General features: G+C 33.0%; 24 protein-coding genes. 14 read left to right on the top strand and 10 right to left on the bottom strand.

The genetic code is table 11. The annotated features are described in order from the left end of the window. The first annotated feature begins 131 nt into the window (after nucleotides 1-131). Nucleotides 132-2,600, top strand: a complete 2,469-nt coding sequence (locus tag ACNQGD_RS11475; RefSeq protein ID WP_417999360.1) for a zinc-dependent metalloprotease — start codon at nucleotides 132-134, stop codon at nucleotides 2,598-2,600. Between the two features lie 85 nt (nucleotides 2,601-2,685). Here the strand turns inward: ACNQGD_RS11475 and ACNQGD_RS11480 are convergent, their stop codons facing one another. Together ACNQGD_RS11480 and ACNQGD_RS11485 are read right to left on the bottom strand one after the other, a co-directional pair. After that, entirely contained in the window at nucleotides 2,686-3,474 is a 789-nt protein-coding gene (locus ACNQGD_RS11480; protein WP_417997107.1) for a transglutaminase-like domain-containing protein, read from the bottom strand. Between the two features lie 199 nt (nucleotides 3,475-3,673). After that, nucleotides 3,674-5,092 carry an adenosine deaminase gene (locus ACNQGD_RS11485; RefSeq protein WP_417999361.1) on the bottom strand — a complete coding sequence of 473 codons (1,419 nt, stop codon included), beginning with the start codon at nucleotides 5,090-5,092 and terminating at the stop codon, nucleotides 3,674-3,676. A gap of 368 nt (nucleotides 5,093-5,460) precedes the next feature. On the opposite strand from ACNQGD_RS11485, the gene ACNQGD_RS11490 reads away from it, so the two are divergent. Then, nucleotides 5,461-6,993 (top strand): SulP family inorganic anion transporter, encoded by a 1,533-nt coding sequence (locus tag ACNQGD_RS11490; protein WP_417999362.1) that lies wholly within the window; start codon nucleotides 5,461-5,463, stop codon nucleotides 6,991-6,993. 109 nt (nucleotides 6,994-7,102) lie between these two features. On the opposite strand, the gene ACNQGD_RS11495 is transcribed toward ACNQGD_RS11490, so the two are convergent. After that, on the bottom strand, nucleotides 7,103-8,365 hold the full coding sequence (locus tag ACNQGD_RS11495) for an NAD(P)/FAD-dependent oxidoreductase (protein ID WP_417999363.1): 1,263 nt from the start codon (nucleotides 8,363-8,365) through the stop codon (nucleotides 7,103-7,105). Nucleotides 8,366-8,428: 63 nt separating this feature from the next. Next, the gene (locus tag ACNQGD_RS11500; protein ID WP_417999364.1) at nucleotides 8,429-8,950 is read right to left on the bottom strand and encodes a GNAT family N-acetyltransferase; all 522 of its coding nucleotides are present in this window, start codon (nucleotides 8,948-8,950) and stop codon (nucleotides 8,429-8,431) included. 245 nt (nucleotides 8,951-9,195) lie between these two features. On the opposite strand from ACNQGD_RS11500, the gene yaaA reads away from it, so the two are divergent. Then, nucleotides 9,196-9,954, top strand: a complete 759-nt coding sequence (gene yaaA, locus ACNQGD_RS11505) for a peroxide stress protein YaaA (protein ID WP_417999365.1) — start codon at nucleotides 9,196-9,198, stop codon at nucleotides 9,952-9,954. 74 nt (nucleotides 9,955-10,028) lie between these two features. Here yaaA and ACNQGD_RS11510 read toward each other — a convergent pair whose 3' ends face one another. From ACNQGD_RS11510 to ACNQGD_RS11525, 4 genes are all read right to left on the bottom strand, one after another. Next, nucleotides 10,029-11,612, bottom strand: coding sequence for a DHA2 family efflux MFS transporter permease subunit (locus ACNQGD_RS11510; protein WP_417997113.1), 1,584 nt, complete (start codon nucleotides 11,610-11,612; stop codon nucleotides 10,029-10,031). A 70-nt stretch (nucleotides 11,613-11,682) separates the two neighbouring features. Further along, nucleotides 11,683-12,762 (bottom strand): HlyD family secretion protein, encoded by a 1,080-nt coding sequence (locus tag ACNQGD_RS11515; protein WP_417995245.1) that lies wholly within the window; start codon nucleotides 12,760-12,762, stop codon nucleotides 11,683-11,685. Nucleotides 12,763-12,773: 11 nt separating this feature from the next. Continuing rightward, nucleotides 12,774-14,105, bottom strand: coding sequence for a TolC family protein (locus ACNQGD_RS11520; protein WP_417999366.1), 1,332 nt, complete (start codon nucleotides 14,103-14,105; stop codon nucleotides 12,774-12,776). Then, complete coding sequence (locus tag ACNQGD_RS11525) at nucleotides 14,095-14,721, bottom strand: TetR/AcrR family transcriptional regulator (RefSeq protein ID WP_417999367.1); 627 nt, start codon at nucleotides 14,719-14,721, stop codon at nucleotides 14,095-14,097. Before ACNQGD_RS11525 ends, ACNQGD_RS11520 begins: the two co-directional genes overlap by 11 nt. A gap of 212 nt (nucleotides 14,722-14,933) precedes the next feature. On the opposite strand from ACNQGD_RS11525, the gene ACNQGD_RS11530 reads away from it, so the two are divergent. Further along, complete coding sequence (locus tag ACNQGD_RS11530; RefSeq protein WP_417997116.1) at nucleotides 14,934-15,491, top strand: DUF4494 domain-containing protein; 558 nt, start codon at nucleotides 14,934-14,936, stop codon at nucleotides 15,489-15,491. 117 nt (nucleotides 15,492-15,608) lie between these two features. Here the strand turns inward: ACNQGD_RS11530 and ACNQGD_RS11535 are convergent, their stop codons facing one another. Continuing rightward, nucleotides 15,609-16,124 carry a GNAT family N-acetyltransferase gene (locus ACNQGD_RS11535; protein ID WP_417999368.1) on the bottom strand — a complete coding sequence of 172 codons (516 nt, stop codon included), beginning with the start codon at nucleotides 16,122-16,124 and terminating at the stop codon, nucleotides 15,609-15,611. Nucleotides 16,125-16,504: 380 nt separating this feature from the next. On the opposite strand from ACNQGD_RS11535, the gene ACNQGD_RS11540 reads away from it, so the two are divergent. The 3 genes from ACNQGD_RS11540 to ACNQGD_RS11550 are packed head-to-tail and all read left to right on the top strand — an operon-like array spanning nucleotide 16,505 to nucleotide 17,569. Then, nucleotides 16,505-16,708, top strand: a complete 204-nt coding sequence (locus tag ACNQGD_RS11540) for a transposase (RefSeq protein WP_417999369.1) — start codon at nucleotides 16,505-16,507, stop codon at nucleotides 16,706-16,708. 47 nt (nucleotides 16,709-16,755) lie between these two features. Continuing rightward, nucleotides 16,756-17,016, top strand: a complete 261-nt coding sequence (locus tag ACNQGD_RS11545) for a hypothetical protein (protein WP_417999370.1) — start codon at nucleotides 16,756-16,758, stop codon at nucleotides 17,014-17,016. Next, nucleotides 16,949-17,569, top strand: a complete 621-nt coding sequence (locus tag ACNQGD_RS11550) for an IS3 family transposase (RefSeq protein ID WP_417999371.1) — start codon at nucleotides 16,949-16,951, stop codon at nucleotides 17,567-17,569. Before ACNQGD_RS11545 ends, ACNQGD_RS11550 begins: the two co-directional genes overlap by 68 nt. Here ACNQGD_RS11550 and ACNQGD_RS11555 read toward each other — a convergent pair. After that, complete coding sequence (locus ACNQGD_RS11555; protein ID WP_417999372.1) at nucleotides 17,566-17,961, bottom strand: Arm DNA-binding domain-containing protein; 396 nt, start codon at nucleotides 17,959-17,961, stop codon at nucleotides 17,566-17,568. The genes ACNQGD_RS11550 and ACNQGD_RS11555 overlap by 4 nt on opposite strands. A gap of 465 nt (nucleotides 17,962-18,426) precedes the next feature. Between ACNQGD_RS11555 and ACNQGD_RS11560 the strand changes: the two genes are divergently transcribed. The 7 genes from ACNQGD_RS11560 (at nucleotide 18,427) to ACNQGD_RS11590 (ending at nucleotide 25,709) form a co-directional block, all read left to right on the top strand. Next, complete coding sequence (locus ACNQGD_RS11560; protein ID WP_417999373.1) at nucleotides 18,427-19,728, top strand: site-specific integrase; 1,302 nt, start codon at nucleotides 18,427-18,429, stop codon at nucleotides 19,726-19,728. Between the two features lie 67 nt (nucleotides 19,729-19,795). Then, nucleotides 19,796-21,187, top strand: coding sequence for a hypothetical protein (locus ACNQGD_RS11565; protein WP_417999374.1), 1,392 nt, complete (start codon nucleotides 19,796-19,798; stop codon nucleotides 21,185-21,187). A gap of 92 nt (nucleotides 21,188-21,279) precedes the next feature. After that, on the top strand, nucleotides 21,280-21,576 hold the full coding sequence (locus tag ACNQGD_RS11570; RefSeq protein WP_417999375.1) for a helix-turn-helix domain-containing protein: 297 nt from the start codon (nucleotides 21,280-21,282) through the stop codon (nucleotides 21,574-21,576). 2 nt (nucleotides 21,577-21,578) lie between these two features. Then, nucleotides 21,579-21,851 (top strand): helix-turn-helix domain-containing protein, encoded by a 273-nt coding sequence (locus ACNQGD_RS11575; protein WP_417999376.1) that lies wholly within the window; start codon nucleotides 21,579-21,581, stop codon nucleotides 21,849-21,851. Nucleotides 21,852-21,862: 11 nt separating this feature from the next. Next, on the top strand, nucleotides 21,863-22,732 hold the full coding sequence (locus ACNQGD_RS11580) for a hypothetical protein (RefSeq protein WP_417999377.1): 870 nt from the start codon (nucleotides 21,863-21,865) through the stop codon (nucleotides 22,730-22,732). Nucleotides 22,733-22,896: 164 nt separating this feature from the next. After that, nucleotides 22,897-24,465 (top strand): type I restriction-modification system subunit M, encoded by a 1,569-nt coding sequence (locus ACNQGD_RS11585; RefSeq protein ID WP_417999378.1) that lies wholly within the window; start codon nucleotides 22,897-22,899, stop codon nucleotides 24,463-24,465. A gap of 2 nt (nucleotides 24,466-24,467) precedes the next feature. Then, nucleotides 24,468-25,709: a restriction endonuclease subunit S gene (locus ACNQGD_RS11590; RefSeq protein WP_417999379.1), complete on the top strand. Its 1,242-nt coding sequence runs from the start codon at nucleotides 24,468-24,470 to the stop codon at nucleotides 25,707-25,709. The last annotated feature ends 18 nt before the right edge of the window (nucleotides 25,710-25,727 follow it).

A 25,727-nucleotide genomic window follows, 5' to 3' on the forward strand; every position in this document is an offset into this window, starting at 1 on the left:
TGATTTCCAATATGAAATGTACAACAAGAAATAGAACGATTGTTAATTAAAAGTTAAATCAATGAATACTATTCAATTTGCAGGCACTAAAATTTATTTTTGATATTGATTAACCATTAAAAAACCATTAAATGAAGAAATTTTTCATTTTAACTGCAATCGTTGCAGCGATGCTTATGCCTACTACTCAATTTGCACAGTCCAGAAAGAAAAAAGATAAAAATGCCGCTGTCGTTCCTCCTCCCGAAAAGAAACCGGAAACCACTATCAAGGAATACAGCAAGGTAATTACTAAAGACGCCGTTTCTGACCAAGGATTGTTTACGGTACACAAAGTAGATAAAAAATATTTCTTCGAAATTCCTAATACATACTTGGATAAAGACATGCTTTTGGTGAGTCGTTTGTCTAAACTACCTTCTAATTTAGGTGGCGGATATGTAAACGCAGGTTCCGAAACTAATGAACAATTAATTGTTTGGCAGCGTTTCCAGGATAAAATCCTAATCAAATTAAAATCATTCAGTGCTGTTGCCAATGACAGTCTGCCGATTAGTATTTCGGTGAAATCCAATAATTATGAGCCTACCTTATTTGCTTTTGATATTGTAGCTTTCAGCAAAGATTCTGCAAATACGGTAATCGATGTGACTAAATTTTATGGCACTGATGTGAAAGCGATCAGCGGTTTATCGGCAGAAATGAGAGAAACCTATAAAGTCAAAGGACTCGATGATTCCCGCAGTTTTATTAATACGATGAAAAGTTTCCCGATGAACATTGAAGTGATTCAGGATTTTACCTACAACGCTTCTAAACCGCCCGTTCAGGAGGATTCAGAAACGATAAGCATCCAAATGAATCAGTCGATGATTTTATTGCCTGAAAAACCAATGCAGCCCCGATTAGCTGATCCGCGAGTGGGATGGTTTACGATGAATCAAATCGATTATGGAAGCAACGAATTAAAATCAGACAGCAAAACTTTTATTCGCCGTTGGAGATTGGAGCCAAAAGATCCTGTCGCTTACGCAAAAGGCGAACTGGTAGAACCGATAAAACCTATTGTGTACTACTTAGATCCTGCCACGCCTGAAAAATTACGCAAGTACATCAAACAAGGAATTGAAGATTGGCAAAAGCCTTTTGAAACAGCTGGTTTTAAAAATGCAATTATTGCCAAAGACGCACCAACGAAAGAACAAGATCCTGATTTTAGCCCAGAAGACATCCGTTATTCCGTAATTCGTTATGTGGCGAGCACGACTCGTAATGCCGTTGGACCCAGCGTTTCTGATCCCAGAACGGGAGAAATTATCGAGAGTGATGTAATTTGGTACCACAACCATTTGCGTTCGTACAGAAATCGCTATTTGTTAGAAACGGGAGCTGCAAATCCTACAGCACGAACATTAAATACCAGTGATGAAGAAATGGGTGAAATGATGCGTATGGTTATTGCTCATGAAGTCGGTCATGCTCTTGGTTTTCCTCATAATATGGGTGCAAGTTGCGCGTATGATACCGAAAATTACAGAAGTGGTGATTTTACACAGAAAAACGGAATCGCAGCTAGTTTGATGGATTATGCTCGTTTTAATTACATCGCACAACCAGGAGATAAAAACGTTCGTTTTATACGCCAAATGGGACCTTACGATCATTATGCGACTAATTGGGGATACAGAGTTATCCCAAATGCGACTTCACCAGAAGTTGAAGTTCCAACATTAGATAAATGGATTATGGAAAAAGCCGAAAATCCTATTTATAAATACGGGAAACAAAGTAGCACCTTTGACCCGTCTTCACAAACGGAAGATATTGGAAATAATTCGATGAAAGCGGGTTCTTACGGACTTAAAAACTTGCAATATGTAGCGGCACATTTATCAGAATGGACCAGTGATGTCACTAACAATTACGAGGATTTAGATGAGTTGTATAAAGAGATGATGGATGTATGGAGCAGGTATGTAGGGCATGTGGTGACCAATGTTGGAGGTGTTTATGAAGCAACTAAAAAGCCAAACCAAAAAGGAAGCATTTATGATATTGTACCAAAAGTAAAGCAACAAGAAGCGATGCAATGGTTACAAGCCAATGCTTTTGCTTCGCCAACGTGGTTGGTAAATGTGAACACATTGAAGAACATTGATTACTCCGGTTACACAGAGCGTTTTAGAAATTTACAAGCCAGACATTTGAATAGTGTATTGAGTTTTGAGCGCATTGGCCGATTAATGGATGCAGAAATAATGGGTACTGCTAATTACAAAGCGTTGGATTTACTGGCTGATATGCGCAGAGGAATTTGGAAAGAAGCGAGTTTAGGTTCGAATGTGACTATTTACAGAAGAAATTTACAGCGTGCTTATATAGAAAGAATGGGTTATCTGATGAAGGAAGAAATTAAATCAGGTCGTCCTTCGGACTATTATAATGTGGTGCAATCGGATGTGAGAGGATTGGTTAGAGGTGAATTGACAACTTTAAAATCTACTTTATTAATTGCTAAAGCGAAAGCTATAACTGCAGAAACAAAATACCATTATGAAGATGCGATTAAAAGAATTGAGTTGATATTAAATCCAAAATAATAAAACTGTAGTATTCTATTACAATAAGAATCCGCTTTCGAGCGGATTTTTCTTGCTGTAAAGAAAAGTGATTCGATACATTTATTTAATGAACAGGAAACTCAAAAAAATAACTTTTTCCAATAAGAAACAGCAAGCCATGAATGAAAGGTCCTGGCATGAATTTTAGCGTATTTAGATATGAATCATAGGTTTTGTTGTGATAATTTGTAATTACAAAAGGAGAAGAATTAGATGTAAGATATAAATTGGTTATTCTTTTGTTGTCCATCATATTTTTTTCGTTAAAACTGGAAAAGCAAATTTCTTGGTTTTCGTTTTTTAAGTGGATAAGATCAAAAACGGATAAGGGAATAGTTTGATTTGTGGAAAAAAAAAGTATTGATTTAGAAACATCAATTAAAATCCATTTTTTTAATTCCTTGGAATAGATTTCATTAAAAGCATGTCCACCATTAATACAAGGGTCGTCTGACACTATTTTTAATCCCCATTCTTTTACTTTTAAATCGTTTATAACACAGAAATTATTATAGACTTGAGAAAAATCACTGCAAACGCCACCTTCGCCATTTATCATTTTTCTTAAGGTTGAATCTGAGGATTTACCTAATCCTGGACCTCCTTTTATATGGTTTCTCAACCAAACGGCTATTTGTTTTGCTTTATCAAGATCACTTATTGCCGCTTCTTTTTTTGTAAAAATTAATGGATTTAGTTCAAAATAAATTTCGGGGATTTCTATAGTCTTGTTTAAGTTATTGTAACAAAAACTTTCAATCCTATCAAAATTGACTTTTTTTGAAAGTAAACTAAATCGTATTTTGTACAATAACGGATGTCTTCGGCAATACCAGATTAAAGAGCTACTCATTTTTCAATAATTTATCATGTTAGTAAACAATTAAAATAAAGAAATGCCATTTACAAACAGTTTGTGATTAATTATTTGTAAATCAAGTAGGTAGCTTCAAATATAAGAAAAAAAAATAACTCAAAAGCATAAAAAAAGCCCCAATCAGGGACTTTGTTTTTTTGAAAGAAAAAATTTCAATCAGTTGATTATAAATGACTTATTTCATTGGAAAATTAGTTTCGAAAGCCTTAAATCTGCTGTCTAAATCTTTAAGCAATTGTTTTTTTATAGAAGCCTCTTTTATAAAACTGTAATTGATGCTGTTGTAAACAAATTGCTTGATATCAGAATACGAAATGTCTTTGTATCTTTTGGCTAACAAAACATATTGCTCGGTCATATTAGTGCGTAAAATCCCTGCATCATCCGTACTGATTACTATGGGAACGCCAAATTTTTTATACAAAGTCAAGGGATGACGGCTTTCTTTCACTTTCAAAATGAATTCGTTACTCACTAAGTTAATTTCGATAGGAATGTTTTTCTTTGCCATATACCGCAATAAATCATACGAATCTTTCTCGTACGCCATATCTACTCCGTGCCCGATTCGGTTGGCTTCTGCAGTATAAACAGCAGCGCCAATGTGCCAAGTTAAATCTTCCGGAAGCACTAAACCTAGCGTTAGTTCGCCGGCATGCATCGTATATTTTACGTTTGGATAGCGGGAATGACAGTATTTAAACATGACCATGTGCAACCAATAATCTTTCATCGCCGTTTCGCCATCTTCCGGAGAAACAATGTTAACTCCCGCCATCAGTGGACTTCCGTCAGCCGAAATAAATGCAATTACCAGATTTTTAAATAAATCTACGGGTTCCATGAAACGCAAGACGAAATTTTGATACCGCATCGTAAATTGTTTGTCATCAATTTTAAGGTCTTCGTGTAGCTTAGCCACAAAATTTGTGTTGAACGCTGTGGCATAGGATTCAGCATCTTTTTTAAGTAGAGAATTGTAAACAGAATCCAATGATTTTAGAATTGCTTTCTCTTCTTTTGCCAAAGCTAATTTTCGCAATCTAGAATTGAATTTCGTCAAATCATCGGTATTCATTACTGTTGGAATCGTAGATAATTGCGTTTCAATATAACTGACATTTTCTGAAATAGCTCTGTTTTTTAGTTCCAATAATCCTTGTCCAAAATTCCCTTTGATGGCCGGTTCAAACTTCATAAAGGATTCAAAAAACAACTTATCCGATGGGTAATCCACATGATTATAGTCTTTTACAGACCATTTTTGCATGATTTTTTGTTTGTAAGCATCTAATGTTCCGTTGCTTTTTAATGTCGAAAATTGTTCCCAATTTCCGGTTGATGGTTTTTCTTTTAGAACATCCATCGTTTCGGTATTGAGATAAAAATCATCAGCAATAGCTTGTTTTAATAAGGGTTCAGCATAAATAGAACCTGAAAAATGATGGTGTAAATCACCGCCTTTTGGCATTTGCGAAAAGAAAGCAGTTAATTCTGCTTCATTGTTTCTAATTTTTTCAAAATAGTCATTTGGAGCTTGAGAATAAGCACTGTTGAGTACCGTAATTAAAAGGAAAGTATAAATTAATTTCATGTTTTTAAATTTTATTGAAAGATGGGTTTGCCAACTGTTTCAATTAATATGCGAGTATTTTTAGTGTCAAAATCAATTTATTATAATTTGTACAACTAATTTAGGGTACAAATTCATAATTTCTAGGGAATATTTCAAGTAAAGAAAAATTTTTGCCAAATTTAGGCAATTTCAATTTCTGTTTGCCATATCAATTAAAAAGTTTTACTTTAGCAACTCTTATGAAAAACGGTCTCATATTACCCTCTCAAATTACTGCGCCTTGATTTATAGTTTTTAAATTGAGGTATTTACCCAAAATATTTCATCGAATTTTTTCGATATAATTTCTGTTCACGAAATTGTATCGAGAATCCATTATTATTTATATGAAAAAAGTATTTAATTTATTTGATTTCTCACAAAAAGTCAATTATAGAACAGAAATTTTAGCAGGATTAACCGTTGCCATGACCATGATTCCAGAGTCACTTTCTTTTGCAATATTGGCTGGATTCCCGCCACTAGTAGGTTTATATTCCGCTTTTATAATGGGTTTGGTTACTGCAATATTAGGTGGCAGACCCGGAATGGTTTCGGGAGGAGCAGGAGCAACTGTGATTGTTTTAATTGCTTTAATGAATTCAAATGGGTTGGAATATGTTCTTGCGGCTGTTGCTTTGGCTGGGGTTTTACAAATTTTAGTAGGTCTTTTTAAACTCGGAAAATTTATACGATTGGTACCACAACCCGTTATGTTTGGTTTTGTCAATGGATTAGCGGTTATTATTTTCATGTCGCAATTGGAACAATTCAAAACAATTATTAATGGCAAAAGTGAGTGGCTTTCTGGAATCCCAATGTTTATCATGGCGGGGTTAGTTGCACTGACTATAGGAATTGTGGTAGTATTGCCTAAAATAACAAAAGCGGTTCCATCTTCATTAGTAGCCATTATTGTGGTATTTGGATTGGTTTTTTTCTTTGGAATCGAGACCAAGACAGTACGCGATATCGCTTCAGTAAGTGGAGGTTTTCCGCCATTTCATATTCCGACTATTCCAATAAACTTCGAAACGTTACAAATTATATTCCCGTACGCTTTAATCATGGCTTCAGTTGGATTGACAGAAGGATTATTGACATTGAATTTAGTCGATGAAATCACCGAAACAAAAGGGAACGGAAATAGAGAATGCATTGCACAAGGAAGTGCGAATATTTTGAATGGTTTTTTTTTCGGGATGGGCGGTTGTCCTATGATTGCTCAAACTTTAGTGAATCTTTCGGCTGGTTCCAGAGCACGATTGTCCGGAATTGTAGCTGCGGTAACGATACTTGGAATTATTTTATTTGGTGCCCCAATAATTGAACAATTGCCTATGGCAGCTTTAGTCGGCGTGATGATTATGGTAGCAATTGGTACATTTGAATGGGCAAGTTTTAGAATTATCAATAAAATGCCGAAACATGATATTTTTGTTGGAGTATTGGTTGCGTTGATCACTATTGTATTGCATAATTTGGCGTTAGCCGTTTTAATAGGAGTGATTATTTCTGCTTTAGTTTTCGCTTGGGAAAGTGCCAAAAGGATTCGGGCTAAGAAGTATATTGATGAAAAAGGGGTGAAGCATTATGAAATCTACGGACCTTTATTTTTTGCTTCCACTACGGCTTTCTCAGAAAAATTTGATGTTTCAAATGATCCGAGTGCGGTCATTATTGATTTTAAAGAAAGTAAAATTACAGATATGAGTGCGATTGATGCTGTAAATAAAATTACCGAGCGTTATGCAAAAGTCAATAAAACTGTTCATTTACGACATTTAAGTTCAGATTGCAGAACCTTATTAAAAAATGCCGACACCGTAATTGATGTAAATATTCTCGAAGATCCTACCTACAAAGTGGTCATAGATTAGCGTTACAATTTATACAAAGGCAAAAAAATAGGCACAGATTTACCGATTTTTTTTGACAAATTATAATCGGTGTAATTGTGACAATAATCGATTTATAATTTAGAGCAAACTATATTTTCATTGCTTCGGCAGCTAATCGTCCCGTTTTTAAAGCGGCATTGATAGAGCCATTCAGCAAATTATCTCCACAAATAAATAGCGTATCAGAGATTTTTATACCCGAAGCAGCAATTTCATTCCGCACACTTTCCTGAGTTGGTAAAGCATATTCAATGCGATACGCCTTCAGCATTTTCCACGAATTTACTTTTTCACCGTACCATTGTTTCAGTTCTTGTTTCATGTTTTCAGCCAAAATTGCGTCATCAATAGTTGGAATTCCATTACACGAAACGGAGATTAATATTTTTCCTTTTGGAGCATAAGCATTGGAAACATTTGATATTACAGTTAAATTATTGGCCCATTTTTTTTTGGTTGAAGCATTTAAAATTACAACTGCTTTTTTTGTAGGTGCCTCTTTTGCTTCAAAATAAACATTGGTTACTTGATGCGAAGTCATTTTTTGCTTCGGAAAGTATTTTTGTGTAAGTGCATCTGCTGTCGTAGCCAAAATGATTTGGTTGGCTTCTAGAACGGTTCCGCCTTCAGTAGTTACGATATTACCATCAACAGCAGTCACTTTGGTATTGCATTGAATACTTCCTTCGGGAAGCATGGCGACTAATTGTTTTGGAATTTCTTCCATTCCTAATGCTGGAATCGCCACATCACCATCTGAAAACATTTTCATTACAAAGTCGAACATTCTGCTGGAAGTTTTTAGTTCATTTTCCAAAAAGATACCAGAAAGGAAAGGCGCATAAAAACGTTGAATCATTTTTGGACTAAAACCATAATCAGTCAGTTGCCTGCGGGTCGTTTCTTCCGGTTGTTCGAAAATTTCGTCAATGGTTAATTTTTGCAGTTTATTTTTTAACCAAAGGGTATTGATTTTATCTTTTAAAGTACCAACGGGAGCAAAAAGCGTGGCAAAGGCTGCGGAAGGTCTTCGGAATGGATCTGCGATTTCAAATCGCCCACCATCATAAAGCACGGTTGCTCCAGGTAACATTTTTTTTAGTTTTAAATCCGTGTAATTAAGTAATTCTTGAGCTTCTGGATAGGCGGTCAAAAGGACTTGAAAACCTCTGTCTAAAAGAAAACCTTCATGGGAATCGGTTTTAATTCTTCCACCCGGACGATCACTGGCTTCTAAAAGAAGAACTTTTCTCCCTTGACGATGCAAATGAACAGCCGCAGCTAATCCCGCCACTCCTGCTCCCACAATAATTACATCCTGTTTCATAATTTTTGATAATATTTGGAACAAAAATAAGCCAAATAGGGTTTTAGAATGGCTAATATCAGTGACAATTTAAATTTTTGATTTTTTTTAATGTATTTGAAATTGCATAAGTAAATCGGTTTGTTCGTCATTTCCTAATGTAAAAACGTGTTTGTCAAATACAATAAATCCATTTTTAGTATAAAATCGAAGTGCTCTGTGATTTTCTTCCCAGACACCAAGCCAAATAAAAGCAACGCCAGTATGTTGTGCAATATTTTTTGCTTTGTCAAGCAACAGTTGACCAATGTTTTTTCCATGAAAAGTTTGCAGAACATAAATTCGATGCACTTCTAAAGCATTTTTTTTGATGATTTCGGTTTGGGCATCACCGAAGTTTATTTTCAGATAACCAACGGCTTCAGCATTCGAATAGGCTATGTAAAACTGAGAATTAGCATTGTTCAATTCAGTTGTTAATTGTTCCGAATTGAAACTGTCTTTTACATAATTGGCAATATTTTCGGGTGTATTTACAGCAGCAAAAGTCTCTTTAAAGGTTTGGATACTTATATTTTGGATTGTTTCCAAATCTGATAGTGTCGCTTTTCTAATTTCAATTAGGTTCATAATTATGGAAGTGTAGTCTGGTTTATTTTCAATTCAAAAATAATTAAATTAGGGAACAATTTTCATTATCTATGGCACTATTAAACAAATCAATTTAAAGATTCTTGATTTCTTCTGAAAAGTATTTAAATTTTGGTTGTCAGGAACCCACTTTTTCATTTTATCGGAAAAAAAACTTTTTTGATGTGGGTTTCAATTAGTACTTTTGGAAGAACTAATAAAAAGAGCTCGAAAGAGTATTGTGTATGAAAATTGTAATATCGCCGGCCAAGTCTTTAAATTTTGAAAAAGAGTTACCAACTAAGCTTCATACCGAACCCTTATTTTTAAAAGAATCGCGACAAGTTCATAAAGTTTTAAAAGAAAAAAAGCCTGCGGATTTATCGGATTTAATGAGTATTTCGGAAAAACTGGCTGATTTGAACTGGAAGCGAAATCAAGATTGGAAAACACCTTTTACAACTTCAAATGCTCGTCCCGCGGTATTTACTTTTGATGGCGATGTGTACATTGGATTAGACGCTTATTCGATTCCTGAAAAGAAAATAGACGCTTTACAAGATCGTCTGAGAATACTATCCGGTTTGTACGGATTGCTGAAACCATTGGATTTGATTCAAGCCTACCGACTAGAAATGGGAACCAAATTACCCATTGGTGAAAGCAAAAACCTGTATGAATTTTGGAAGCCTACAATTACTAAAGCATTAAATAACGAACTTAAAGAAGGCGAATTGTTTGTTAATTTAGCAAGTACTGAATATTTTTCGGCAATTGATGTCAAGGCGTTGAAAGTTCGAGTAATCACGCCAGAATTCAAAGATTACAAAAACGGAAAACTAAAAATAATCAGTTTTTTTGCCAAAAAGGCGAGGGGAATGATGGTGCGCTATATTATTGATTCTGATGCTCAAACGATAGACGATTTAAAAGGCTTCAATTATGATGGTTATCAATTTGATGCTAATTTATCGGAAGGAAATCATTTGGTTTTTACACGTTAATATATTTTAAACAAATAACAAAAACGCCGTTTTCATTATGATAACGGCGTTTTTTTATGGTTAAATTTTTAATATCAATGCATGGCATCGGCAGGATTGATTTTGTTTTTTCCTTTCTTTATCAAAAGTATAAAAGGAATACATAATAAAAATAATGCGCCTAAGTATAGAAAGATGTCCATATACGATAATACGGAACTTTGTACCATTACTTTGTATTCAATGGCTTTGTAGGCTTTTGCCAAAGCTTCATTTTCAGAATAGCCTTTGGACATAAATCCCATTTTCAGTTGTTGCACCGTTTTTTGTACTTCATAAGAAGTTGTATTGAGATGCGAGATAAGATTCACGCGGTGTTCCTGATTAAATCTGGCAATAAAAGTGGTGATGATGGCAATACCAAAAGAACCTCCTAATTGTCGCATCATTCCGGTAAAAGCGGCTCCTTCACCAATACTTTTTCCTTTTAAAGTAGACAATGAAAGTGTCGAAATAGGAACAAATAATAATCCCAATCCAATTCCTCTTAATATCAACGGCCAATATAAATGTTCTTCTCCAGAATCTGGTGTGATGACTTGTTGCATCCAAAAGGTAAAAAAGAAAAACAATAAAAATCCTGCAGCAACCATATATGCCTGCGGTACGCCACGCTGAATCATTTTTCCTATGAATGGCATCATAATTCCGGTGGTAATAGAACTTGGAATTAATAATAAACCAGCATCTAAAGCACTCCACCCTAAAACGGATTGTGTGTAAATAGGAATGATAAAGGTAGAACCATATAATCCGAAACCAAGAATAAAACACATGATGGTTCCTACTCTTAAGTTGGTATCTTTTAAAACTCTTAAATTTACAATGGGATGTTTATAGGTGAGTTCTCTCCAAATGAAGAGCAGTAAACCAAAAACAGAAATAACAGATAGTAGTAGAATTGTATTATTATTGAACCAATCGTCTTGCTGGCCATGTTCCAAAACATATTGTAAGGAGCCAATAAAAGCGGTTAAGAAAAAAATTCCCGACCAATCGACCTGACTGGCTTTTAGTTTATCCCCATATTTAGGGCTTTTTACAAAAGAGAGCGTTAGTAAAGTAGCGATAATTCCGATAGGAATGTTGATGTAAAAGATATACGGCCATGAAAAATGATCTACAATATAACCTCCCAAAGGCGGTCCAAGAGTAGGTCCTACAATAACGCCCATTCCGTAAATAGCTTGCGCCATTCCTCTTTTGGCAACAGGATAACTCTCGGTAATTATGGTTTGCGCAGTTACTAATAGAGCACCACCACCCAGTCCTTGAATGAATCTAAAAGTGACTAATTCCCAAATATTATTGGCATTACCACATAAAAAGGAGGCAACCGTAAAAATAATAATGGAAACTGCAAAATAATTCCGACGCCCAAATTGTTGTGACAACCAGCTCGTCATAGGAATCACAATTACATTTGCAATAGCATAAGCCGTTATAACCCAAGCGACATCAGTTAATGATGCACCAAGACTACCTCGCATATTGTTTAATGCTACATTTACAATTGTAACATCTACAATTTCAAGCAAAGCACAAAGAACGGCGGTAATGGTAATTATGACTCTTCTAAAGCCATATTCTACTAAATCATCTTCTCCTGTTTGTACCATTTTATACTAAAGTGTAAACTATCATTTTCTTAGAAGTATTGCCGTTTTAGAAATCACCAAAAGGGTGAATTTATTTTAAATGTACATCTACATCCACATTCATTCCCGGGCGAAGTAATTTTATTTTTTCAGGATCATTAGCGGTGTTCAAACTTATTTTAACGGGTAATCTTTGGATTGTTTTTACAAAGTTTCCTGTGGCATTATCAGGAGGAAGCAATGAAAAGCGAGCGCCTGTAGCGGGGGAGAACGAAGTGATTGCGCCTTGAAAATTATATCCGGGATACGCATCTACTTTTACGGTAACTTTTTGACCAATTACCATTTTGTTCAATTGCGTTTCTTTAAAATTAGCAATTACCCAAGCTTCTTTGTTATTGATAATATAAAATAAGGATTGTCCCGGTTGCACTAATTGTCCTGGTTGAATGTCAATTTTTGAAACCTGACCATCAATCGCAGCGGTTACAGCAGTGTAAGTCAAATTTAATTTTGCTGCATCAAGTAACGCTTTGGCTCTTTTGATATTGGCAGCAGCCACTTCCGTTTGTTTGTCTGAAACTTTTGATTTTGCTATTATAACTGATTTTTGAAAAGCAGTTGCTCTCTGTTGTTGTTGTAAAACGCGCACTTGGCTTTCTGCTTCCAATTTTGCAGCCAAAGCTTGCTCGTACTGCTGTTTTGTAATCGAATGGCTTTTGTACAAATTGTTATATCGGTTGTAATCACTCGTAATGCGACCCAATCTAATTTTTGCCGATTCGATATTGCCTCCTGCTGATTGCACATTAGCATCAGAAACTGAAATACTGGCCAAAGCACTCCCGATATCAGCTTTAGAAACTTCAAAACTGCCTTCAGCACCAACCATTGCAGCATTAGCCTCTTCAATTTTTAACTGGTAATCTCTTTTATCAATAGTAAAAAGCGTGTCGCCTTTTTTTACAAAATCATTGTCTTTGATGTACACTTTGTCCACATATCCCGAAACTCTTGGGATTATAGGATTCATATTTTTTTCAATTTGCGCATCGTCTGTTTCTTCGTGAGCCAAGGAATGCATGTATTTATAAGTTCCGTAAGTTCCACCTAAAACTACCAAAGCCACTAGGATAATAATAAATTTTGTATTTGTGTTTTTCTTTTCCATGGTAGGTATGATTATTTTTGCGCTAGATTGAATGATTGAGATAATTGACCAGTTACCGATAGTAATTCGTAGTATTTTTGAATGGTATTTGCTTGCGCCAATGCTTTATTGATTTTTGAACTTAGTTGCTCCACATCAGCTTCGAGTAAATCATTCGTATCCGAAAGTCCGTTGTCATATTTATCTTTTATGATTCGGTAATTTTCCGATGATTGTTCTACTGCTTGTCCGTAAACTACATTTTGTTTCAAAGCTAAATCGTAATCTTCAATTGCTTTTTGAACCTGAACTTTAATATAATCCGTCAGTATGGCTTCCGAGTTTTGCACTTCAAGGAATTTATTTTCAGCTAGTTTTACCAGTGTTCCATTTTTAAGAATGGCACTTAAATCATAGGAAATACCCACACCCACATTCATTGCATTTTGTACGTTGATCACATTACTTAAGTCTAATGTAGTATAACCACCAATGATTGCAATTGCAGGATAATACGATCCTTTTGCTATTTTGATATTGGCTTCGCTTGCTTTTCCCTGAAATCGAATAGCTTCTAAATCTTTCCGATTTTCTAATGCCGGCAACTCATTCGTTGGGACATTTGTCATTTGAAAATCAGTAAAATCACTTTCGCGAATCTCCAGTTTGGTATCTGGATTTAATTTTAAAAGCGTAACCAAATAAAAGTTGATAATTTTTAAATTATTATTCGTCTCATCTAATGACAATTGAATTTTTGAGGCTTGTAATTGAGATTTCAAAAGGTCATTTTTAGGAATAATTCCATTTTTTTCTAATTCGATAAAATCATCTACACGTTGTTGAGCACTTTTTTGATTCTCTTTCAGCAATTCAATTGTTTTTTGTGCTTTGTACAAACCGGCATAATAGTCAATTACGCGCAAAGCGATCTCTTCTTTTGTTTGTGATGCTGTTGCCATTTCAGCTTCGTAAAGATTCTTATAAACTTTGATGCTGTTTTGGATTTTAAAACCAGAAAATACAGGAACACTCGCGCTCAACTGTCCAATCATCAATTGATTTACTATAGGAAGCGGTTCTTGTGAACCGGAATTATTTTGATTTATTTTAAAATCTACGGATGCATTTGCCAATCTTTGGTATTGACCTGAAAGTTTCAAATCAGGATATTGATTGTTTTTTGTGGATTGCAGCTCGTACTTTTTAGTTTTCACTTTTGTATTGGCCAGCGTAACTTCATTGCTCTTGGTCCAAGCCAAATTAATGGCTTCGTTCAATGTTAAACTTGTTTTTTCTTGTGCTGCTGCGGATGAAATTCCAATATAGAAAATCCCAAAGAGCATGAATTGACTAACTTTCATATATCAGAAGTGCTTTTATAGTTTGTTGAATGTGCTTTGTCAAATTGGTTTTGATGTAATTGTTGTATAAATCTTCGGTTTTCAAGTTTAATAAATTCTCGAAGAAAGGTTTATTCATGTGAAAATGAAAAAAAGTACCCAGAATGGTGGGTGTGATAAGCGGAATAATAACGTCTTTTCGGAAAATGCCTTTTCTTTGACCTTCTTCGATAATAGTTTCAAGGTATCTTAAATTTCCTTTTTTTAATTCAGAAAAAGCCTGAAGATTTTGTTCTCGCTTTTTAGACGTAAATTCGAAGTGTAGAATTCTATAAATACCTCGGTTGCTATTGATTCTATTGATATACAGTTCAATCAGTTTATTGATTTTGTCAATAGGTTCCAGATCTTCCTGCAATAAATTCTCTAATTGGTTTTTAAGATCCGAAGTTCTGTAAACTATAAGCGATTCCAGTAATCGCTCTTTGGAACCAAAGTAGTAGGAAACCATAGCAATGTTGATTTTTGCCACTTTTGCTATGTTTCGAATGGAAGTACCGTCAAATCCTTTTTCTGCAAAAAGTGTTTCTGCAACCTCGAGAATTTGAATTTGTTTGTCGTTGAAATTACTTTTCAATGGAATTTAATTTTTTCAAAAACAAAACTAAACAAGTGTTTAACTTAAACAACTGTTTAGTTTTTGTTTAACATAATTTTAACATAATAAATTAAACAAAAATAAAGTTTATACCAACACTAATCTTCTTCTGAAATTGTGAATATCTATTTTAGGAATAGTGTTTTTTTTTTTCTTTTAAATCTATCTTTGAAATCCTAAAAAAAAAAGAAATGAGCACAACTTGGTACGAATGCAAAGTAAAATATAGAAAAACGGATGAAACTGGCGGACAAAAGATTACGACAGAACCGTACTTGGTAGATGCGTTATCCTACACGGAAGCCGAAAGCAGAATCAATGAAGAAATGTCGGCGTATATCAGTGAAGAATTTAAAATCACGAATATAAAAGTGGCTAATTATGCTGAGATTCATCCTTTTGAAAATGCGGATCGTTGGTTTCGATCCAAAGTTTCATTATTGGCGTATGATGAAGAAAGCGGTAAAGAGCGCAAGACTAATATGTATTTATTAGTGCAAGCTAACGATGTCAAAGAGGCGTATGATAACACCACCAGTGTAATGAAAGGCACGATGGGTGATTACACCATACCTGCAATTTCGGAATCTCCTATTATGGATGTTTTTCCTTATTTCAGTGGGGAAGAAGGGGAACTGGAACAATTAGAACGATTCAATGCGCTCAAAGGTTCTAAACCGGAAGCAATAGCAGAAATAGTGGATCACATGGAATTTGAAACTGCTCCAGAAGAAGAAGCCGTAGTATAAGATAAGTTATTTTCAAAAAAAATCGCAAATTCGCATAGTATAGAAACAGTTGCTAATTGTTTTTATCTGCGAATTTGTGTTTTTTTAATTGTAACCCTAAGTTTTTCGTAATTTCAATTAGTCTTTTTTAGCTATAACTTTCTCGTATGCTTTTCGTGGGCTTCCTCTAAAATATACTTCGCCACAGTACATATAACCTGAATTTTCAAAAATTTTCATCATGGCGATATTATCAAAATTAGTATCCGCTTTTACGCTGTAGATGTTATTGCTTACCGCAAATTCTTCTATGTATTTGAGTATCATTTTAGCCAAGCCTTTACCCAAATATTTTTCAGAAATGGCTACACGGTGCAGTACTACAAAATCACCATTCGTGAGCCACTTTCCTTCAATAGTTTCATAGGCCGGTTCGTCATTGATTAGTACCGCACTATAACCGATGATAGTTTCTCCATCAACCAAAACAAATCCTTCTCCTTTTTCAATATCTTTTTGTACAACATCTGGATTTGGATAACCGTCTTGCCATTGGGTACTGCCGTCTTCTTTTCTTCGTAGGATAGCTTGTTGTAAAATTTTCCATATTGGAGCTATTTCAGATAGTTCTGCTTTTCTAAAGTGATAATTCATTATTGTAATTTAAATTTTTTGTTAATGAGTATGTTTTAAAAGTACAAAACAAACTTTAAATTTTGTCAATTTACATTCTAGGATGTTTTTATTTTTTTTTGAAGTACACTTTGCATAACGGGTATAAGTCACTTCGGAAATGTTATTTGTAGTCATTATTTTCCGATTATCAGGATCTGAGTTTGAGATTTGGTTACTACCAGTAGTATCAATTGGGTTTTGATACCCTGGACATGCTAACTTAGCCATCACATTAAGTTAAGAATTAATCTTAATTTTAGCCTATGAAACAAGTCCGCAAAATTTATGACAAAGCTTTTAAAGAAAAAGCCGTTCAATTAAGTTATGATAGAACAAATGTATCATAACTCGCCAGAGAGTTGGGAGTCACAGCACCACAGTTGTATAAATGGCGTAAAGAGTTTGAGGAATTTGGAGAAGGAAGTTTTTCTGGGAAAGGAAATTTAAAACTCACTCCCGAGCAAGAAAAAATCCACGAACTGGAGAAAAGACTCAAAGATGCCGAGTTAGAACGTGATATATTAAAAAAAGTAATCGGCATTTTTTCCAAGAGCGGTCGATGATTTATAGTTTCATAAAAAGCAATGAACAACTATTCCCGATTGAAAAAATGTGCAAAGTTCTACAAGTGAGCAGCGGAAGTTATTACCGATGGAAAAAACAAGTAATCACAGCAAGACAACAACTAAAAATTACCATAAAAGAACAGATAACATTGATTTATTTTGCACCCAAGCAAAGATATGGAAGTCCTAGAATAACATTGGAATTACAGTATTTAGGTTATAAAGTTTGCAAAATATATGAAAGAACTTGGCTTGCGAAGCAAATTAAGCAAGAAGTTCAAAGTTACAACCAACTCAAATCATAATTATTTAGTTGTCGAAAATGTATTATACAGAGAGTTTATTGTAAAAATGCCTTCAAAAGTTTGGGTTTCGGACATTACATATATCCAAACTAAAGAGGGGTTTGTATATCTGACCACTATTATGGATTTATACGACAGAAAAATTATCGGTTGGAGTTTGAGTGACGGAATGAGTACAGAAGAAACTACCCTTGGAGCTTGGAAAATGGCGGTTAAAAACCGAAATATTGAGGAAGGTTTGATTTTTCATTCCGACAGAGGTGTTCAATATGCAAGCAAAAAGGTTGTAAATGTTCTTGATTCCTATAGAAAAATAACCCGTAGTATGAGCCGCAAAGGAAATTGTTGGGACAATGCAGTAGCGGAAAGCTTTTTTAAATCCTTGAATACTGAATTGATTTATGGAAACAAACTGATTTCTAAAGAACAAATGAAACTAGAAATCTTTGAATACATTGAAATTTGGTACAACAGAAAAAGGAGACATTCTGCTTTGAATTATGCAACTATTGAAGAATTTAACAATCAAATTAATTACAAAAATGTAGCTTAACTTAATGTGCACCTTTTATTTGCATATCCATTTATTTTATTGTTGAGATCCTTAAAGATTGGGATTAGCAATCTTTGGCTCTCTTGGAGATCAAAAATTTCATTCTTTAGATTTTCAGAGGATATAATGATATCCTTTTTGTATAATTTTTTTTCAGCTTCTAAAATTTTAGATTTTAAATATTCAAGGTGACTGTTTGTTGAACGAGTCTCTTCATTTTTACCCTTAACTTTAGATCCTTCATTTAACCATTTCTCAGGATTTAAAAACTTGTTACTGCTAAATTCAAATCGTTTAGATTGCACTGTGACACTTACATAAATAGGGCAGATGCCATCATTATTGACTTTTGATCTCTTTATATAAAAAAGAACGGATACGGCTGTGTTCATAGTTGGTGACCTTTTAGTTATTATTAAATTTAAACTTTGTAATACTTCCAAATAAGATGTTCAAATAGTGAAAAAGTATTTGAACAAATGTTGAACTGGTATCTATTGAGATAGGTGTCACTTAAAAAATATAATTTCAGTGACACCTCAAAAGACACCTAAGTTTTGAGATTTAATGAATAATTTGATTTACCATGAACGAAAAACCACTCTAAATCATAAGATTTAGAGTGGTTTGCTTCGTTTTGTATTTCTACTGGCGGAGAAAGAGGAACTAGAATCTACTTTTTCGCATCATATCACACCTTATCAAAACACGTGTTAACCCTTGTAAATAAAGGGTTTTTGTATTTTTAGTAGTAAGGTAAAAACAAGCTAATTATGTATAAATATAGTCAATGTGGGGATTATGTGGGGATAATTTTGTATCTTTAAGGTATTGAAAAACCTAATACTCCCGTACCAATGGCGACAATTAACTATCTAATTAAAGGCGAAAAAAACGCAACTAACATACTTTTGCGTTTCAAAAATGGCAGAAAATTTGACCTGACAGCAACTACAGATTTAAAGGTAGAGCCTAAAAAATGGAGTGTAGCTAAACAAAAAGTAAAGCTTACTGCAGCTGATACCACAAAAGACGAAGTTAATAATAAATTAATCGAGTTGGAGAAATTTATCTTTGACGAATTCAATTCCGATAATGCCAAAGGGGAATTTATAGACAAGCACTGGCTAAGAAAGAAGATTGCCAATTTTTTCAATAGACCTATTGACGAAACAGCTGTAGACCAGGTGTTTTTTATTCCATTCATTGAGACCTTTATTAAAAATGCCCCAACAAGGATAATTAAAGGTAAAAACAAGGTCATTGCCAAAGGAACTATTACAAAGTATACAACAACACAACATAAGCTCGAAGAGTTTGAAGAACGCTTTAAAACAAAGCTAAAATTCACAGACTTAGATTTGACATTCTATGACAGATTTGTCAATTTCCTTTCCCAAGAACAAAATATAAATTTAGGTACAATAGGAAATTACATTGGTACATTAAAAACGATTGCCAGAGATGCAAAATTGAAAGGCTTACCGGTGCATCCACATATTGAGCATCCAAACTTTTTTGTACCTAAAATTACAGCTGATAGTATCTATTTGAATGATACAGAAATCAACAAGATTTTTAATCATGATTTTGAAGGAGTGGAACGATTAGAGAATACAAGAGATCTATTTATTATTGGATTGCGTACAGGGTTAAGGATATCTGATTTTTTAAGATTAAAAGATGCCAATATCAAAAATGGATATATTGAAATTGAAACCCAAAAAACAGGACAAACAGTTACTATTCCATTACACAATCAAGTAAAAGCAATTTTGGAAAAAAGAAACGGATTTCCTAGAACCATTTCAGATCAAAAGTTTAACGAACACGTAAAAGATTTATGTGAAGTTGCAGGATTTAAAGAAAAAGTTCAAGGTTCTAAAATCAATAAGAAAACCAAAAGAAAAGAAGACGGAATATATCCAAAATGGGAATTGGTTACATCGCATATTTGCCGTCGTTCTTTTGCCACTAATTTATATGGTAAATTGGATAATCTTACCATTATGGCAATTACCGGACATCAAACAGAAACCCAATTTTTGAAATACGTTAAAATAACCAGTACTGAAAAAGCGGATAAACTGAAAGAGTACTGGAATAAGCAAAACGACGAGCAAGTAATTGAAGAGAAAAAAATGAAAGTAGTTAAGTAAGAAAAAGTTTAATATATTTAGGCCTTCAATTTTATATATGCAGAACGTAACGAATTTCATTAACCTTTTGGGTGAAAACTATTATTTAGATTTCATTATACAACCATATGCAGAAGAAGTTGATTATGAAAAACATTTTGTGTTAGTTCATTATCAGGATAAAAAGTATTATGAACAAACTCATGAATACATACAAGTAAAGCAAAATGAAATTATTAATGACATAAAATCACTTTTTCAAAAGTCAATTTCTGATATTTATTTAGAGGTTTCAAAGAGGAAAAATGAAGAAATTGAAAAATTTTTGAATTTTAATATTGAAGCTGCCAAAGTAAAATTAAATATGCTTAAGAATGATTTTTATATTGAAAATGATAAATCCAGATATTGTGCTATTTTATATGATGATGCCGATACACAAACCTTAGAAACCTTTTATTCAAAAAGAGATTATTCAAGCACAACAACTAATGTTGAAATTAAAAGTGTAATACAAAAGTTGAATTCAGATAATATTAAAAATGTATTGCCAACAAACCGGAGTGATTATTTTTTAGAATTTCATTATCAAAGATTTAAACTTCTATGCTTTTTACCTTTCAAATTATTTCATATTGGGAACAAATTTATAGTTGAACTCAACAAAATTAAACAAATGAATATGTCTGGAATCAAGCATCAAAATGTATTAAACGAAACCAATTTAAACAAAGTTTTCAAGGATCAATATCTAAATGCTTTTTGTAAAGAGATAAGCAATGAAAGCGATATTTACCAAAGTACATTTATACAATGTTATGATTTTGGAATTAAGAATTTTCCAGAGTTTTTAAAAAGTGAAATCACTGAAAATTTGTTGATTTTACCATCCGAAAAAATAAACCCCTATTTAGATTTTGTTGAAGATAAAATTAAAAAAACACCATATTTTGACATAGACAATAATGCTATAGACAGATGGATTAGCATGTATAATTTAGAGAATTTTGCTTTTCCATTTATCGAAAATAAAGAAGTTAAGAAGTTAATTTCAATGTCTGTAAACTTTCATCAGCTAACCGAAGATGATAGAACTTTAATGGAAGATATTCAAATAGATTTCTATTGTTATGCTGCAATGATTGAGGGCAATAAAATGATTGACTTTTTAGAGAGTAAAAAATCAAATACGGCTAAAATGACAAGTAAGATTGAAAAAAGTGATGAAACAGAAAACGCAAACCAATTATCGGTTAATCAAGCAGTCATACTTTTAGACAAATTAGGTATTTTCAATACAAGTACTTTTGAGAATGTGTCAAATGTTAAAAAAGCCAAACTAATAAGCCAATTATTAGGTAAAAATGACAAGAATATTAAAACTTCAATTGAAAAACTCGAATTAAAACAAAAAGACATCAGCAACGGCTATCAAAGGGATTTAGATAAAATTCAACAGCTTTTGGATAACTTGGAGTAACCTCTGGAGTATCTTTTGGAGTTACTCCAACAATAAGAAACGACAAACCTCACAATAGCTTTGTACCATCATTAACGATAAAAAAGTTAAAAATGGAACAAAGTAAAATGACACAAGTATTCGGAGTTTCTCCCGACGAATTAAGAGAAAGCATCTTGATCGATGTAAGAGCAGAGTTTAAATCTTTAGTGCTACAATTCCAACCCATCACACCGCCGGAGTACCTTACTCGACAAGAAACAGCCACAATACTCAAAGTATCTTTGGTTACACTTTCTGATTGGAACAAAAAGAAAATTCTTAATCCGTATCGTTTAGGAAATCTTATCAGATACAAACGTGCTGAAATAGAATTAGCCTTAATCTGTATTAATCCTAAAAAAGTTTAACGATGAGCAACCAATTTCAAGAAAGTTTAAAAAACATCGAACAACGTTTAGAGGATTTGACCAAAGTAATAAATAAAAAACAAGAGAAAATCTTCGATAAAGTTATTATTGATAATGATGAATTTCAAAGACTATTCAGAATTAGTCCCGGAACGGCTTTCAATTGGAGAGAGCAAGGATTGATTGCTTTCAGTCAGATAAATAGTAAAATTGTTTATAAAATTGAGGACGTTAATAAAATGCTTGAAGATAACTATCGACCCTTTAAAAAGTAATTTTTTATTTGATGATCGATTTTATCAAAATAAAAATTACAGACGAAACACTAATAAATAGGATTTGGAAGAATGATTTATTAGTGTATGAAGGTAGATCTGAAAAGCGATTTAATGACGAAATTAAAGAATTTGTAACCAAAAGTTATAAAAACTTGTACTTTAGAAAATATCAAAACAGGTTGGAAATCACTGGAAGTATTCATTATTTTTTTAATAATGGTTTCCACAATGCCGATGATTTTTATATTTCAAATTGTATCTATACAATTATAAAAATCCAAGATATTTTCAGCCTGGATTTAAGCAAATGTTTTTTAATCAATCTGGAATATGGCGTAAATATTAATCCAATTATTCCGGTATCTGAATTAATTCATAATTTAATCTACCATGAAAAGCGACAATTTGGAAGACCATCAATACATTTTAATTATAAAATAGCGGGTAATGAAGCCTATAAACAAATCAAAGCCTATGATAAAAGTGTGCAGTTTCCAAACCAATGCAAAAATATGTTTCGATTTGAAGTAAAAACTAAACAAGCAAAATTTATCCATAGTTTAGGATTATTTACGCTTCAGGATCTCATAAATAAGGATAATTATAATTTGCTTTCAGCTTCATTATTGAAGGAATGGGGTAATGTTTTACTTTTCGATTTTTCCATAGATATTGACACTAAATTTTTCAATACTGTTTTTTGGGAAGAGATATTAAAAAACGGAAACCGAAACAAATTCAACAATCAAAAGAAACTATATTATAAAAAATTAGGAAACAATAATTTGCATACCAACATCAGGAAAATAATAGAAAGTAAAATAAAAGATTTAAAAAGTGTGCATATTCCAACTAATATAAGCTTGGAAATTGCATAGTAGTAATTCATTAAGTCGTTTACCATCTTTTTCTATTTCATAAAGCGTATAAACCTGAAAACATAAAATAAAGGGATACCTAAGGGAAATAATATTAAAAAGGAAATAGAAAGAAACATCTTTAAAATTATATATTTACAATTTTAAAATAATAACCATTTTAAATGTCAGAAGACCAAAAAAAACAACTCGAACAACAACTTTGGAATATTGCAAATACCCTTCGTGGTAAAATGAATGCGGACGAATTTCGAGATTACATACTGGGTTTTATTTTCTATAAATACCTTGCCGAAAAGATGGAAATTTATGCAAACAGTATTTTAAAATCTGATGGTATAAAATACAAATCCATTAACGAAACTACTAAAAATGGTGAGGAGTATATCGATGCTATCCGTGAAGAAGCATTAGAAACTTTAGGTTATTTCCTAAAACCAAATGAATTGTTTAGCGAAGTTGCAAAACGTGGTAATAGCGATATAGAAGGACAAAGTAATTTTATTATTGAAGACCTTCAAAAAATCCTTATCAATATCCAGTTAAGCACAATGGGTACCGAAAGCGAAGATGATTTTGATAATCTCTTCGAGGATATGGATTTGAACAGTACCAAACTGGGTAAATCTCCCGAAGCAAGAAACGAAATTATTGCAAAAGTACTATCACATCTTGATAAAATAGATTTCAAATTAGAAGATAGTAAGGTTGATATTTTAGGTGATGCCTACGAATATTTAATAGGACAATTTGCCAGTGGCGCAGGTAAAAAAGCAGGTGAATTTTACACGCCACAAGAAGTGAGCATAGTATTGGCAAAATTGGTTACCACTGGAAAAAACAAGTTAAAATCGGTTTATGATCCTACGTGTGGTTCTGGTTCGTTATTGCTTCGTGTAGCAAAGGAAGTTAAAGAAGTGAGTGATTATTACGGACAAGAAATGAACCGTACCACTTACAACTTAGCACGAATGAACATGATTTTGCACGGAGTGCATTATCGCAAATTCGATATCAAGCAAGAAGATACATTAGAACACCCACAACACAATGGTTTGCAGTTTGAAGCTATTGTTGCCAATCCGCCATTTTCTGCCAATTGGAGTGCGAATCCTCTATTTACTAGTGATGACCGTTTTAGTCAATACGGTAAATTAGCACCGGCAAGTAAAGCAGATTTTGCTTTTGTACAACACATGATACACCATTTAGCGGATAATGGTACAATGGCTTTAGTTTTGCCACACGGTGCTTTGTTTCGTGGTGGTGCCGAACAACACATTCGTAAATATTTAATTGAAGATCGTAATTATTTAGATGCAGTTATAGGATTGCCTACTAATTTATTTTATGGCACGCCAATTCCAACCTGCATTTTAGTATTCAAAAAATGCAGAGAAAATCCAAACGAAGTTTTATTTATTAATGCTGCAGAACATTTTGAACGTGGCACTCAAAATACATTACGTCAAGATGATATTGATAGAATAATTGATACTTACAGAGAAAGAAAAGTCATTGATAGATACAGTCATTTAGCGACCTTGCAAGAAATAGACGATAACGAATACAATCTTAATATTCCAAGATATGTAAACACATTTGAAGAACAAGATAGTGTTGATATTCCGCTAGTGTCAAAAAAATTAAAAGATTTAGAAAAAGAAATGAGTGCAACTGATGAAGCATTAATTGATTTTTGTAGAGAGTTAAATATTGAAACTCCTTTTTAATTATGGAAAAACTACAAGAAGCAATTCCAGCAATACGTTTTCCAGAGTTTACAGACAATTGGAATAACACTAAACTAAGTGAACTTTTAAAAGAAGCTAAAAAACGAAATACCGATTTAAATTACACCAAAGACGAAGTACTTTCTGTTTCTGGCGAAATGGGTATTATAAATCAAATTGAACATTTAGGCAGAAGTTATGCTGGTGTTTCTGTTCATCAATATCATATAGTTGAGGTTGGCGATATTGTGTATACCAAAAGTCCTTTAAAAGCAAATCCTTACGGTATTATAAAACAAAATAAAGGCAAAGCTGGAATTGTTTCTACACTTTATGCAGTTTATAATGTTAAAGAAGAAAATGCACATGGCGAATTTATAGAGCACTATTTTTCATTAGATGCAAATTTAAATAGATATTTAAGACCAATAGTTAGGAAAGGAGCTAAAAACACTTTGCAGGTTTCTGATGCGGAAGCTATTAATGGTAAAATGTTTTTATCTACAACAGCCGAACAAAAAAAAGTTACTCTTTTTTTTAATGCTTTAGATAAAAAGATTGAACAACTTAAACAAAAGAAAAGTCTTTTAGAGCAATACAAAAAAGGCGTAATGCAAAAAATATTCTCTCAAGAATTAAGATTTAAAGACGATAATGGTAATGACTTTCCAAATTGGGATATGAAGAAATTAGGTGAACTAACAACACTTATAACAAAGGGCACAACGCCAAAATATTTTTCACCGTCTGGAATAAATTTTATTAAAATTGAATGCTTACAAAATGGAAAAATTAACAATAAAAAATGTTTGTTTATTGATGAGATAACTCACAACAAAGAATTGAAGCGTTCTATACTTGCAGAAGGTGATATATTATTTGCTATTGCAGGAGCTACAATTGGTAAATGTAATATTGTGAATAAAGAAGTTTTACCGGCAAATACAAATCAAGCATTGTCTATTATCAGATTAAAAGAAAATATAAACAAATTATTTGTTTACCATAATTTAAAGTCTGATAAAATGAAAAAATATATTACTGATAATATTACCACAGGAGCACAACCAAATTTAAATTTACAACAAATAGGAAATTATTCATTTCCTTTCCCATCTACTGATGAGCAAAATAAATTGGTTAAATTCATATCTACTATTGATGAAAAAATAAACCGAACACAAGCACAAGTAGAGCAAACACAACAATACAAAAAAGGGTTGTTGCAAAATATGTTTGTGTAAATAAAAGTTAAAATAATA

The organism is Flavobacterium glucosi (genome assembly GCF_048286535.1).
In the GTDB taxonomy this organism is placed as follows: Bacteria; Bacteroidota; Bacteroidia; order Flavobacteriales; family Flavobacteriaceae; genus Flavobacterium.

Excerpts from the sequence above, each read along its gene's own strand:
- ACNQGD_RS11570 (WP_417999375.1), top strand. The coding sequence starts at position 21,280 with ATGGAACAAAGTAAAATGACACAAGTATTCGGAGTTTCTCCCGACGAA.
- ACNQGD_RS11500 (WP_417999364.1), bottom strand. The coding sequence starts at position 8,950 with ATGAACCTAATTGAAATTAGAAAAGCGACACTATCAGATTTGGAAACA.
- ACNQGD_RS11520 (WP_417999366.1), bottom strand. The coding sequence starts at position 14,105 with ATGAAAGTTAGTCAATTCATGCTCTTTGGGATTTTCTATATTGGAATT.
- ACNQGD_RS11590 (WP_417999379.1), top strand. The coding sequence starts at position 24,468 with ATGGAAAAACTACAAGAAGCAATTCCAGCAATACGTTTTCCAGAGTTT.
- ACNQGD_RS11530 (WP_417997116.1), top strand. The coding sequence starts at position 14,934 with ATGAGCACAACTTGGTACGAATGCAAAGTAAAATATAGAAAAACGGAT.
- ACNQGD_RS11585 (WP_417999378.1), top strand. The coding sequence starts at position 22,897 with ATGTCAGAAGACCAAAAAAAACAACTCGAACAACAACTTTGGAATATT.
- ACNQGD_RS11475 (WP_417999360.1), top strand. The coding sequence starts at position 132 with ATGAAGAAATTTTTCATTTTAACTGCAATCGTTGCAGCGATGCTTATG.
- yaaA (WP_417999365.1), top strand. The coding sequence starts at position 9,196 with ATGAAAATTGTAATATCGCCGGCCAAGTCTTTAAATTTTGAAAAAGAG.
- ACNQGD_RS11480 (WP_417997107.1), bottom strand. The coding sequence starts at position 3,474 with ATGAGTAGCTCTTTAATCTGGTATTGCCGAAGACATCCGTTATTGTAC.
- ACNQGD_RS11485 (WP_417999361.1), bottom strand. The coding sequence starts at position 5,092 with ATGAAATTAATTTATACTTTCCTTTTAATTACGGTACTCAACAGTGCT.
- ACNQGD_RS11555 (WP_417999372.1), bottom strand. The coding sequence starts at position 17,961 with ATGAACACAGCCGTATCCGTTCTTTTTTATATAAAGAGATCAAAAGTC.
- ACNQGD_RS11510 (WP_417997113.1), bottom strand. The coding sequence starts at position 11,612 with ATGGTACAAACAGGAGAAGATGATTTAGTAGAATATGGCTTTAGAAGA.
- ACNQGD_RS11560 (WP_417999373.1), top strand. The coding sequence starts at position 18,427 with ATGGCGACAATTAACTATCTAATTAAAGGCGAAAAAAACGCAACTAAC.
- ACNQGD_RS11550 (WP_417999371.1), top strand. The coding sequence starts at position 16,949 with ATGAAAGAACTTGGCTTGCGAAGCAAATTAAGCAAGAAGTTCAAAGTT.
- ACNQGD_RS11580 (WP_417999377.1), top strand. The coding sequence starts at position 21,863 with ATGATCGATTTTATCAAAATAAAAATTACAGACGAAACACTAATAAAT.
- ACNQGD_RS11490 (WP_417999362.1), top strand. The coding sequence starts at position 5,461 with ATGAAAAAAGTATTTAATTTATTTGATTTCTCACAAAAAGTCAATTAT.
- ACNQGD_RS11515 (WP_417995245.1), bottom strand. The coding sequence starts at position 12,762 with ATGGAAAAGAAAAACACAAATACAAAATTTATTATTATCCTAGTGGCT.
- ACNQGD_RS11535 (WP_417999368.1), bottom strand. The coding sequence starts at position 16,124 with ATGAATTATCACTTTAGAAAAGCAGAACTATCTGAAATAGCTCCAATA.
- ACNQGD_RS11545 (WP_417999370.1), top strand. The coding sequence starts at position 16,756 with ATGTGCAAAGTTCTACAAGTGAGCAGCGGAAGTTATTACCGATGGAAA.
- ACNQGD_RS11575 (WP_417999376.1), top strand. The coding sequence starts at position 21,579 with ATGAGCAACCAATTTCAAGAAAGTTTAAAAAACATCGAACAACGTTTA.